We start from the raw sequence: 12,199 nt of genomic DNA, 5'->3' as shown, positions 1-12,199 counted from the left end.
GCACATGGCACGTTTTTTCCGTCGTCGTAAGTTCTGCCGTTTCACTGCTGAAGGCGTTCAAGAGATCGATTACAAAGATCTGAACACCCTGAAGGCGTACATCACCGAAACCGGTAAGATCGTACCTAGCCGCATCACTGGCACCAAGGCTCGTTACCAGCGTCAGCTGGCTACTGCCATCAAGCGTGCTCGTTATGTAGCTCTGCTGCCTTACACTGACAGCCACTGATCAGTCGGGCAAACGGCTTTCACATGAAATAGCCGGTTAAATGCATATGCGCACTCTGGCTGGTATTGTGATGAGCAGCCGCTTTCATGCGTGCGTATTTGCTTTGCTGATGGCGGCTTTGCCAATGTTGTTCTGGTTAAGCGCATCGGCTGTCACGCTGGTGATATTACGGCGTGGCAACATTGATGGACTGGTAGTGGGGCTTTGGGCGCTACTACCAGCTCTGATCTGGGCTTGGGCCGGACAGCCCCTCGGGGTGTTCTGTATTCTTGTTGCCATGGTTATGGCCATGTGTCTCAGGAAAACACAGTCCTGGTCTATGACGTTGATGAGTCTGGTACCTTCCGGACTGCTTTCAGCCTGGGGAATCAGCCTGTATTACGGGCCCCTGATGGAAGAAGTCAGAAGTGTCTTTTATCAGCTTTTCGGATCAGAACTACACTCGTTGCTGGCAATGAGTGGACAGGAGCTTGATGCTCTTATCGAAAGCAGTTTTCTGGAAAGTGTGGGTTTTATTGTCAGCTTCAGCGCTGTGCTGGCTCTGATGATAGGACGGAAGTGGCAGGATTTGCTGTATAACCCCGGTGGTTTTCAGCGGGAACTGTACCTTTCACGCTTTTCGCCTGTTGCCAGCTTTTTGCTGTTGGCGACAGTTGTACTGGTTTCATTCAACCAGTCGTTGATAACCGCAGCATGGCAGCCATTCCTGCTGATGCCGTTTCTGGTTATGGGGTCTGTTCTTGTACACGCCCTGGTCTGGAAGCAGTGGGTAGGGAAAGTCTGGCTTTTGCCTTACTACTTGTTGCTGCTTGTGGTGTATCCGCTGGTTGTATTTATTGCCTGTCTGGACAGCTTGTTTGATTTTCGGGCCCGGCTCGAACTTATGGCAAACAAGGTGTCGGACTAATCCAAACCTGGTGAAAGGTAGAGACAAATGGAAGTTATTCTTCTCGAGAAAGTTGCAAATCTGGGTACCCTGGGTGACAAGGTTAAGGTTAAGGCTGGTTACGGCCGTAACTTCCTGATCCCTTTCGGTAAGGCTGTTCCAGCTTCCCAGGCTAACGTTGCAGAATTTGAAGCTCGTCGCGCTGAACTGGAAGCTGCTGCTGCTGAGAAGCTGGCTGAAGCACAGAAGCGTGCAGAGCAACTGGGTGAAATCGAACTGACCATCACTGCCAAGGCTGGTGACGAAGGTAAGCTGTTCGGTTCCATCGGTACTCGTGACCTGGCTGAGACTATCTCTGCTGCTGGCGTTGAAGTTGCCAAGAGCGAAGTTCGTCTGCCTGCCGGTCCTATCCGTACCACTGGCGAATTCGACATCGCTCTGCAGCTGCACACTGACGTAGCTGCTACCGTTAAGATCTTCGTTGAAGCTGAATAAGTTTCCGAACGCTCTTAATAAAAACCGCCGGTATCCTTGATGCTGGCGGTTTTTTTATGCCCGCCTTTTTATTTATCTGCCTCTTGCGGGTAAGATATTTTTTAATTGATCTTCTTCGTTACAGGTTCCTGCCACCATCATGCTCGACACAGAGACTAACCAAGAGCTGCCTATTGATGAGGCGCTGGCTGCGCTGAAAACACCTCCTCACTCGATTGAGGCGGAACAGTCTGTGCTGGGCGGCCTGATGCTGGATAACGAGGCCTGGGACAAGGTCGGCCATGTTTTAACGTCGGAAGACTTCTATAACCCGGCTCACCGTAAGCTCTATCTCTGCATCCAGGTATTGGCGCAGGAGATGAAGCCGTTTGACCCGGTGACTGTAGCTGAAGAGCTGGACCGTAAAGGTGAGCTGCAGGATGCCGGTGGCGTTATCTACCTCACCGAACTGGTAGAAAGCATTCCCAGCGTTGCCAATATGGACGCGTACGCGGAAATTGTCCGTGAGCGTGCCGTACTGCGTCGTTTGATCAGTGCTTCCCAACGTATTGCTGATTCTGCCTATCGCCCGGAAGGAAAGAAGGCGGATGATATTGTCGAGATGGCCGAGCGAGAGATGTTCAACATCTCCGAATCCCGCGAGAAGGAAGGCGGCCCAATTGGGGCGCGTGAACTTCTGAAAAAGGCCGTAGAGAAGATCGACGAACTCTACAAAACCACCGGCGCCATAACGGGTATTACTACCGGTTTTAAAGATCTGGATGAGATGACATCCGGTTTCCAAAGGTCGGACATGATCGTCGTAGCTGCACGTCCGTCCATGGGTAAGTGCATCGTTGCCGGCAGTCGGGTGCTTGATCCAGAAACCGGCAAGCTGGTTCTGATCGATGACATCGTACGTAATAAAGAAGGCGTGCTGCTCTCGCTGGGCGATGATTTCCGTCTTCTGCCTGCTAGCCCAAGTGCTTTTGTCGATGATGGCATGAAGCCAGTATTTAAAGTCAGAACGGCTTTGGGTAGAACCATTGAGACAACACTGACTCATCCATTTTTGTCTGCTGACGGCTGGAAGCCTCTGGGTGAGCTGAGTGTTGGCGATTGTGTTGCTGTTCCTCGTGTGCTGCCAGTCTTTGGTCGTGAGACGTTACCTGAATACCAATTGAAAACCCTTGCTTATTTTATTGGCGATGGCGGTACGACGCAGTCTTCTCTGCGCTTTACCAACAAGGACGAGTCTGTTCTTGCTGACTTTGAATCAGCCATTAGTGGTTTTGAATCAGTTAAATGTACACGCATTGATAACGGAACCAGAACACCTTCGATTCGTGTCAGCAGTGATAACGAGCAGGTGCAGAGTGCACGTGAGAGTTTTGCCTCGCAATTGAGCCAGCAAATGGCACAGAAGCATCTGACAGGTGAGCAACTTGCCGAAGCTCTGGGTGTCGCCAAATCAACCGTGAGCCATTGGAAGAACGCGATCTCCACGCCTGACTCAAGTATTGTTCCTGCATTGTGCAAAGCTCTAGATGTTGAAGAGAGCGCTCTGTTTGGAGAGGGTGTCCCTGCTGCGTCCTGGTTAGGTAAAAACAGCGTTGCGACCTGGCTTGAACAACAGGACTTGTTGAATAAGTTGGCTTACGAGAAAGAGCTGCCTGAAATTGTTTATCAGCTTGAAAAGTCTGATCTCGCACTCTTCCTTCGTCATCTGTTTACCTGTGATGGCAGTGCCTTTGTACAGGGCAATGGTCAGTGCCGAATCTCTTATGCGTCTTCCAGCCCGGAATTGATTCGCGGGATTCAACACCTGCTGATTCGTTTTGGCATTAATGCCAAGATTCGTGCGAAAGCCAACAACTATGAGAATGCCCAGACGCCATGGGAGTTGGAGATTCTCAGTCAGTCCGGTATTCAGACCTTTATTGATGAGATCGGTATCTTCAGTAAGGAAGAGCGTGTTGATGCAGTGCGCACTGCCCTGAGTGCAAAGCAGTCCCACGACAACAGCGATACCTTGCCGGAATCTGTGTGTGACTACATTCTAGGCCTGAAAGGTGAGCGCAGCTGGCCTGAGATATTTGCAGCTGCTGGCAAGGTTTGCCCGGATGGTTATAACCCGCATCTGGTAGGAGCCAGTCGTCGTGGCATCAGCAGAACGCGTGCGGCATTGTTAGCTGAGCTTTTCCATGATGATTATCTGCGAAACCTCTCTGAGTCCGATGTGTATTGGGACGAGATTGTTTCTATCGAGTCGATGGGCAACAAACAGGTTTATGACCTGACGGTTGATAAGACCCACAACTTTGTCGCCGAAGATTTCTGTGTCCATAACACGACCTTCTCGATGAACCTTGTCGAGAACGCACTGCTGGCCTCCGAAAAGTGCGTTGTCGTATTCAGTTTGGAGATGCCAGCCGAACAGTTGATGATGCGTAGCTTGTCATCCCTTGGCCGGATTGACCAGGGTAAGGTGCGGACCGGTAAGTTGGAAGATGAAGACTGGCCGAAGCTTTCCAACGCGGTAAAGAGTCTGAAAGAGAAGAAGCTCTTTATCGACGATACCGCCGGTATCAGCCCGCAGGAAATGCGTACCCGTTTGCGTCGTATTCGCCGGGAGCATGGCGAGATCGGTCTGGTGATGATCGATTACCTTCAGTTGATGAAAATCCCGGGCTTTACCGAAGGCCGTACTAACGAGATCTCGGAAATTTCCCGTTCCATTAAAGCAATGGCAAAGGAGTTTGAAGCGCCGATCATTGCACTGTCCCAGCTGAACCGATCTCTGGAGCAACGTCCGAACAAGCGCCCTGTTAACTCTGACCTTCGTGAATCCGGGGCGATCGAGCAGGATGCTGACGTCATTATGTTTATCTACCGGGATGAGGTTTATAACCCGGATACGGAACATAAGGGCGTGGCGGAAATTATTATCGGTAAGCAGCGTAACGGTCCGATCGGTTCCGTGCGTCTGGCCTTTATCGGTCGCTTTACCCGCTTTGAGAATCTCGCGCCGGAAGCTTACGGTAACTTTGACGACGACTAAGCCGGTTAAGAATAATCGCTAGTGCGACGCAGGCCTGACACATTCGCTATCAGGCCATCCTCTTTTCTTATTTTGTATTAAGCTCCTTCCTGATTTTGAAGTTCACTTAACAACGTCGATAACGAGGGTGAAGGTATCAATCTCGGCCGAAGGAGTTGTGTCTTACTGATTCTATGGCTGAGCTTCAGTCCGTTGGCTTTTGGTATGAATACGCTTAAGGAGCTATGGCCTTATAAATTCTTTTCCACCAAGTTTGCGTCGCCTAAAAAAGATACGAATAACCAATATTCATATACAGAGGTCCGCCAGCCCCAAAGCAGCCAGATGGTGACGGGTGTTTCCAGAGAAAGATCAGCAAGTCTAAGGCGAACAGTTCCATCAAATTATGGCACCAGTCAGCAACATGAGTATGAGCATCCCGAAGCTTCACCACCTGCCAAACAAGAGCTTTCTACTCATGCTCTCTCCTGTAGAAGCTGCAGCCAACCGATAGCGGAATACCTTTCTCTGGATCATCACTGTTCACAAGGTGGAGCTATTTGCAATGCATGTCTGCGAGGCTATATCAAAGAGCAGAGTCGTGGTGCTTCGGGGCGTGATATACATTGCCCTGCGTGCGATTCTAAATTGCATAGTAGCAGTGTTGTGGCTGATGACTTGCAGGAGGAAGTATCACTGCATTCCCGGTTTCGGAGCCTTGATATTTCAGGGAACGAAGATCAAAACGTTGATTTTGGTGATAGCTGGGGCGAGTGTGAAATCTGCTTTGAGTCGCTGAGCACCGATGACATCACACTCTCTCAAACTCTTCCCTGCCAGAAGCACACCTATTGTCGAGAATGCCTTAAGTCACATTTGAAATCCTGCCTGGAATACAACAAAGAGAGGCAATGCCCGGATCGCGAATGCCATACGGTCTTTCTCGATGGTGATATCGATACGATCACTGGGAGTGATGTTTTGAGACTGCGTTTTTACCAGAAGGAGATGGAGCGTGCCTTACTGCACAGTGAGGATCTATGCCAGTGCCCGGCACCGGACTGTGGGAAAATTTGGGTGCGTCCTGTTATGGAGGAAGCTCCCGTCATCATTGAAGTCTGCCCAGCGTGCTTTCATAACATGGTGTTTGTACGGCAGGACGGTAAGCAATATGGTCAGATTGCCACAGAGCAGACCGCAGAGGAGTATGAGACTTATCTCTATATAAAAGATAGGGAGAAAGCTGGCCTTATCAAGCCTTGCCCTAGGTGCAAGCTTCCTATTGAGAAAAAAGAAGGCAGCTGTCCGCACACAGTATGCCCGTGTGACTATGAATTCTGCTATGTCTGTATGAATGATTGGGGTGGATTTATAGAGGGATACTCTACACATACCCGATGCGATATGGAGACTGGGAAAACGCCATTGAAGAAAAAAGACGTCCAGCTGCCAGAGTTTCAGCCCGTGAATATTCCTTAGTGGTATCACATTGATTTATTCAATCGGTTAAGAACGAGCGCACCAATACCACAAATAGCTGATGCGACCAGTATCAGGCCAATTGCCCCTTCAAAGTCAAAGCTGCTCGCCAATATTGTCCCTAAAACGGGAGTGAGCCCTCCGCTTAACGCAAAGCCAAGGTTGTAAGTAATCCCTGAGCCGGTATAGCGGACATCGGCAGGAAACTGCTGATTGAAAATCCAGAGACTGGATGCGCAAGCCATTCCGGTCAGTATGGAACCCATCTGTAAGGCGCAGTGAGCCTCAATTGTTGGACCGGTAAGAATAAAACTGGTCATGGGAATACTGAGCAAACCAATCAGAAGATAGGTGGGTATGGCAAAGCGTGTTTGCCAGCGGTCAACCATCAGCCCAGCAAGAATGCAGCAGAACCCCGCAATGGTACTGGCGATGGCACTTAAGAATGCCTGCAGCTCAACACTCTGCTGTTCACCCTGCCGCACCAGCCATGTGGGTATAAACACCAGAAATAAAATGGCGCAAAAACCATGGGCCATGATCGCGAGTGTCGCGGTTAATGTTTGGGGAAGGTAGCTTTTGAAAAGGTGGGCCGCAGGTATTCGGTGAATACGTTGTTGTTCCTGCAGTTGGAGAAAGCCTGCGGTTTCCTGAAAGCTTTTGCGAATAATGAAACCAAGTATGCCCAATAGGCCACCAATCCAGAAAGCGGTTCTCCAGCCAATGGTCAGCATGGTGTCTTGATCGAAAGAGGCTTCTAAAACTGCATGGATCGCATGCCCAAGAGCCAGTCCCAGAATCATGCCGCAGGCAATGGCAGAACAGGCTGTTGTCTTTTTATCAGGAACTGCCTCGTGAATATACGTCAGTGCACCACCAACTTCGCCCCCCATGGATAAGCCTTGCGCCAGACGCAGAATCAAAAGAATAAAGGGGGCTGTGAGTCCTATAGATCCATAACCGGGAAGAAAACCGATACAGGCGGTGCTGAATGCCATTAGAAGAATGGTGAACGAGAAGGGCTTCTTTCGTCCTTTGCGATCGCCCACATGCCCAAAGACAAAGCCACCAAGAGGACGTGACAGGTAGCCAATGCTGAATGTGGCGAAGGTCAGCATAAGACCATGAATCTGGCTCTCTTCAGGGAAGAACACGGCACTTATATACGGAGCCATCAGGGCATAAATCATAAAGTCATAGGTTTCGAGCATGCAGCCCAGCATGCAGATACCTATCAGTTTCAGGGTTCCGGGTTGATTGTCGGCTTGTTGTTCTTGAAGCACGGGGCGTGTCCGCAGGTAAGCGAGACACAGGAAAGTAGGCAGAGAAAAGCAGAGTTTCCACTCCATACTATGGACGGTTAGCACCTTGGGCGGCATACCAGCCGCTATGTATTAAGCTTGTGGCCGAATTTTGCACGATTCACATTTGGCTAAGAGGATAGGCATATCATATCTGCAAGATGGCGGTGTCATTTTATTGCATGTGTGGTCGTGGCGTTTTGTATGCAGGTATTTGGTATGAATAAACCTTTGCCTTCACCAAGACAGCTAGCCTCTTATTCGTTATCCGCAATGGTGACAGGCATTCCTTATGCCGGTTCGGCTATTGATGAAGGTGAAAAATATACATATGTGAAAGGGGCGGCTTCCACGCGCTTTGATCGTGAAAATACAGAGTATATGCACTCATTACGTCTGGGGTTTGAAAGCCAGAAGAAATATCGGGGAACTTTAGAAGTTATTGGTGACATGGTTGTCACCTATCCGGCTCAGGACAAACAAACGGTTGATGAGAACGGCAATGTGCAGGATGAAGAGTATCCCGATGTGCCGGTCATTCCGGCTAAACAGGGTGGTGAGCGGCTTAAACATCAGTGCCACTGTTGTCGGCAGGACATGCCTAACGACACGGGAGGTTTGATTCATAACTGTTCTGAAGGTGCGATGTGTAACACGTGTGTACAGGATTATCTTTATGAGAAAAGATACGCATCAGACAAAATCATCTATTGTCCAATGTGTGAATGTAATCTTGCTGCGATAGATTTAGAGACCCAATATCAAGAAACCAGCCTGAGTGAAAAAATGGAAGCTGTACAGCTTGCTGAAGATGAACAGCAAACGCATGTTTCCTATTGTTTTCGTCAATGCCATCACTCTGTTGTGATACAAAAAATCCCTGAAGGAGAATCACGGGATATTTATTGTCCGGAATGCATGTCTGGAGAGTTGCTGATTGGAGGCGAGGGTAATCAGCCGGAATGGATAGCTGATCTTGATACAGAAGTCCTCAAAGGCGTAGATGATCAGGGTAATAATCTGGATGCTTACGAGACCTTGGAGCATCCGGAAACTATCGAAAGAAATGAAGAACCCGCTAATAAACAGCCAGATTTACCAATGACTATTCAATTTCGTGAACTGGAAGTTCCGGAGTCAGAGGGGGATGCTGAATATGGGGACTGTGAACTGTGTTACCTGCCATTAACGTTTGAAGATAAATACCTTTCCCAGTTTATTCCTTGTCCAAATCATGTTTTTTGTCGTGGCTGTCTGCAAAGTAATCTAAAAAGCTGCCTGGAAGATGGTAGAAAAAAAATGTGCCCGGGAGATAGCTGTGATGTGCAATACACTGATGACGATATTGATACGATCATGGGAGATGATGTCTTAAGGCGACGTTTTTACCAGAAAGAGAAAGAGAGTGCGGTAGGCACAAGTGATGAGTTGTTTCTGTGTCCGGGTGAGGATTGTGGCGAGATCGGAGTCAGGCCGGAATTACAAGAGGATGAGCTGAGAGAGGAATGTTGTCAGAGGTGCCGCAAACCCATTTCCTTTATCTATCAGAAAGGGAAAAGATTTGGCCAGATTACCTCTAAGGCAACCAAAGAAGATTTTGCCGCCTACAAATTTATCAAGTCTCAGATAAAGGCTGGCTCAATGAAACTGTGTCCGGAATGCAAGGCTCCGGTTGAACATAAAACAGGTTGTCATCATATGACATGCCGATGTGGTTACGAGTTTTGCTGGGTCTGTATGAATGATTGGTCTGGCGATGTCAGAGGGGGCTACTGGAAACACAAAAAATGCAATCTGGCCACCGGAACAACACCTTTTCAAGTCAGAAAAGTCGAGATACCAGAATTTCAGCCAGATAATCTTCCTGCGGATAGAAGAAAACGCTGTTGCATTATGTAATTGAACACAACCGGTGTTGAGCGTTGACCCAACCCGGCTGTTTTATTCCTGTAAGGCAAGTGAAGCTCGTTATTTCAAAGAGGCTTCCAGAGCCTGCTCCAGATCGGCAAGGATATCGTCGATATGCTCAATGCCGATGGATAGGCGTACCATATCCCGGCTCACACCTGCGGCAACCAGCTCTTCATCATTCAGCTGTCGATGGGTTGTGGAAGCGGGATGACAGGCCAGTGATTTGGCATCACCAATATTCACCAGTCGGGTTACCAGCTGCAGCGCATCAATAAATTTTGCTCCGGCTTCCTGTCCGCCTTTAATACCAAAACTCAGAATGCCGGAGGCGTGGCCATCCATATATTTCTGGGCCAGTGCATGATCAGGAGATTCTGGCAGGCCGGCATAGTTCACCCACTCAACCTGCGGATGATTCTGCAGAGTCTGAGCAACGGACAGAGCATTAGAGCAGTGGCGTTCCATACGCAGAGCCAGCGTTTCAATGCCCTGAATAATCTGGAAAGCATTCATCGGAGAGATAGCTGCACCAGTGTTACGCAGTGGTACCACTCGTGCACGGCCAATATAAGCCGCTTCGCCCAAGGCTTCGGTGTACACGACATCGTGATAGGAAGGATCCGGTGTGTTGAGCATTGGGAAGCGTTCAGCATTCTCCGCCCAGGGAAATTTTCCGGAATCAACAATCACGCCACCTACGGACGTGCCATGACCGCCTAGGTATTTGGTCAGGGAGTGCACCACGATATCGGCACCATGCTCAAACGGGCGCAGCAGGGCAGGAGACGCCACAGTGTTATCAACAATCACCGGCACGCCGCGGGCATGGGCAACCTTGGCGAGAGCTTCAATATCGACAATATTGCCGAGCGGGTTGCCGATGGATTCACAGAATACGGCACGGGTGTTGTCGTCAATCAGCGCAGCCAGTGCATCGATATCGTCGTGTGGTGCCATGCGGACTTCAATGCCCTGCTTGGGCAGAGAGTGAGCAAACAGGTTATAAGTGCCGCCATAGAGCTTGTTGATGCTGACGATATTGTCGCCCGCTTCGGTAATGGTCTGAATGGCATAGGTAATAGCAGACATACCGGAAGCCACAGCCAAAGCGCCAATGCCTCCTTCCAACGCTGCCATGCGTTCTTCAAGTACGGCAGTGGTCGGGTTCATGATGCGGGTGTAAATATTTCCCGGAACCTTCAGGTCAAACAGATCAGCGCCGTGCTGAGTGCTGTCGAAGGCGTAGGACGTGGTCTGATAGATGGGAGCCGCGACAGCCTTGGTGGTTGGCTCTGGCGAATAACCCGCATGGATCGCTTTGGTTTCGATTTTCATAATGTCTGCTTGTGATTGTTTTTGTAGGCCGCTTGAGATTACGGAATTGTAGACAGGATGAAAAGCGTGGCTACGTAAGACCTAAACGAAGACGCTATATAGTTAAAAGCAGATACTATGACGAACAACTGATCTCCAGATGTTCTGCCCAATCCGGTGGCAGCTGCAGATAGTCGGCAAACTCTTCCCGTTCAGTAAACGGTTGCTGTATAGCTTCAAGAAGTCTGTTCACTTCGCTGTAATCTCCGGACTCTGCCTTGTCGATGGCAATTTGCAGCAGGTGATTACGCAATACATAGGCAGGATTGGCTGCCAGCATACTCTCTCGTACTGTTGCTTCATCACGACCTTCTTGTTGCAGGCGCTGCTGATATTGTTTGTACCAGCTTTGGAAACTCTCTCGATCAATAAAAAGATCTTCAGCCTGACCTTCTGAAAGTCTGCGGAAAAACAGTGGATAGTCGGTTCGCTCTTTCTGCATCAGAGTGAAGATTTCATCAATAAGTGCACTGTCCCCTTCCGCGCCATCTTCCAATCCAAATTTACGGCGAATCAGCTGGGAGTACTTTTTGGCAAAGTGGTCAGGGTAATCTTCGAGCAGCTGTTCAGCTTTCTCTTTGCCACCGGGAAGGATGGGCAACAGAGCCTGAGCCAGTGCCGTACAGTTCCAGTGACCAATATGAGGCTGACGACTGAACGCATAACGACCCTGCCAGTCGGAATGGTTACAGATATGTGCGGCATCAAAACCATCAAGGAAGCCAAACGGACCATAGTCGATGGTATGACCAAGGATCGACATATTGTCGGTATTCATAACCCCATGACACCAACCCGCAGCCTGCCAGTGGGCAATCATTTCTGCAGTGCTTTGGATGGCTTGTGCCAGCAGCTTCTCGACGCGATCCGCATCATCCGTCCAGTCAGGGAAGTGTCGTGCAATGACGTAGTCTGCGAGCGTCTGCAGGGCATCATATTGTTGTGAGTAGCTGAAGTATTCAAAGGTGCCGAAGCGAACATGGCTTTCCGCCACCCGTATCATGGCCGCGCCGGTTTCTGTTTTTTCGCGGTAAACGGGAGTGCTGCTGTTAATCAGGCAAAGGGGGCGGGTGGTCGGTATACCCAGCGCATGCATGGCTTCGCTGCACAGATATTCCCGAATGGTAGAGCGCAGCACAGCACGACCATCACCATTGCGGGAGTAAGGCGTTAGGCCTGCACCTTTTAAATGCAGGTCATAGAGCTTGCCATCGGTTCCCTGAACCTCTCCCAGCAACATGGCGCGACCGTCCCCAAGGCGGGGAACCCAGGAGCCAAACTGATGGCCGGCATAAACCATGGCGACCGGGCTCTGGTCACCCAGAGACTCTCCGTTACAGAGGCGGGTGAGTTGTTCCTGAGAGAAACTTCCGCAACCCAGCAAGTCAGCAATCACAGGATTGCTGCTGACCAGTTCAGGGTTGTCCAGCGGCTGAGGCTGAACGGGGGAAGAGAAGGTTGTTCCGAGTCCGGCAAAATGGCTATGCAGTTTCATGCCGCCATAA

Annotated in this window: 9 protein-coding genes; 6 read left to right on the top strand and 3 right to left on the bottom strand. The window is 49.8% G+C overall.

The annotated features are described in order from the left end of the window. The first annotated feature begins 4 nt into the window (after positions 1-4). The 5 genes from rpsR (at position 5) to EHSB41UT_RS09655 (ending at position 6,108) form a co-directional block, all read left to right on the top strand. Positions 5-229 (top strand): 30S ribosomal protein S18, encoded by a 225-nt coding sequence (gene rpsR / locus EHSB41UT_RS09675; RefSeq protein WP_087109214.1) that lies wholly within the window; start codon positions 5-7, stop codon positions 227-229. A 46-nt stretch (positions 230-275) separates the two neighbouring features. Further along, positions 276-1,136: a hypothetical protein gene (locus EHSB41UT_RS09670; protein WP_133060459.1), complete on the top strand. Its 861-nt coding sequence runs from the start codon at positions 276-278 to the stop codon at positions 1,134-1,136. 27 nt (positions 1,137-1,163) lie between these two features. Further along, entirely contained in the window at positions 1,164-1,610 is a 447-nt protein-coding gene (gene rplI / locus EHSB41UT_RS09665; protein WP_087109210.1) for a 50S ribosomal protein L9, read from the top strand. Between the two features lie 139 nt (positions 1,611-1,749). Then, a complete protein-coding gene (dnaB, locus tag EHSB41UT_RS09660; RefSeq protein WP_087109208.1) occupies positions 1,750-4,650 on the top strand; it encodes a replicative DNA helicase in 2,901 nt (966 codons plus the stop codon). 204 nt (positions 4,651-4,854) lie between these two features. Beyond that, positions 4,855-6,108 carry an IBR domain-containing protein gene (locus EHSB41UT_RS09655; RefSeq protein WP_087109206.1) on the top strand — a complete coding sequence of 418 codons (1,254 nt, stop codon included), beginning with the start codon at positions 4,855-4,857 and terminating at the stop codon, positions 6,106-6,108. 5 nt (positions 6,109-6,113) lie between these two features. Here EHSB41UT_RS09655 and EHSB41UT_RS09650 read toward each other — a convergent pair whose 3' ends face one another. Beyond that, entirely contained in the window at positions 6,114-7,391 is a 1,278-nt protein-coding gene (locus EHSB41UT_RS09650; protein ID WP_165767213.1) for an MFS transporter, read from the bottom strand. A gap of 237 nt (positions 7,392-7,628) precedes the next feature. Here EHSB41UT_RS09650 and EHSB41UT_RS09645 point away from each other — a divergent pair, with 237 nt between their 5' ends. Next, on the top strand, positions 7,629-9,308 hold the full coding sequence (locus tag EHSB41UT_RS09645) for an IBR domain-containing protein (protein WP_165767212.1): 1,680 nt from the start codon (positions 7,629-7,631) through the stop codon (positions 9,306-9,308). Between the two features lie 69 nt (positions 9,309-9,377). On the opposite strand, the gene EHSB41UT_RS09640 is transcribed toward EHSB41UT_RS09645, so the two are convergent. Together EHSB41UT_RS09640 and EHSB41UT_RS09635 are read right to left on the bottom strand one after the other, a co-directional pair. After that, entirely contained in the window at positions 9,378-10,655 is a 1,278-nt protein-coding gene (locus EHSB41UT_RS09640; RefSeq protein WP_087109201.1) for a bifunctional O-acetylhomoserine aminocarboxypropyltransferase/cysteine synthase, read from the bottom strand. 115 nt (positions 10,656-10,770) lie between these two features. Further along, a complete protein-coding gene (locus EHSB41UT_RS09635) occupies positions 10,771-12,189 on the bottom strand; it encodes a protein adenylyltransferase SelO (RefSeq protein ID WP_087109199.1) in 1,419 nt (472 codons plus the stop codon). Between the last annotated feature and the right edge of the window lie 10 nt (positions 12,190-12,199).

It is taken from the genome of Parendozoicomonas haliclonae, assembly GCF_900174585.1.
Classification (GTDB): Bacteria; Pseudomonadota; Gammaproteobacteria; order Pseudomonadales; family Endozoicomonadaceae; genus Sansalvadorimonas; species Sansalvadorimonas haliclonae.
Note: the sequence above shows the minus strand (reverse complement) of the source record. Positions and strands in the feature narration are given on the sequence as shown.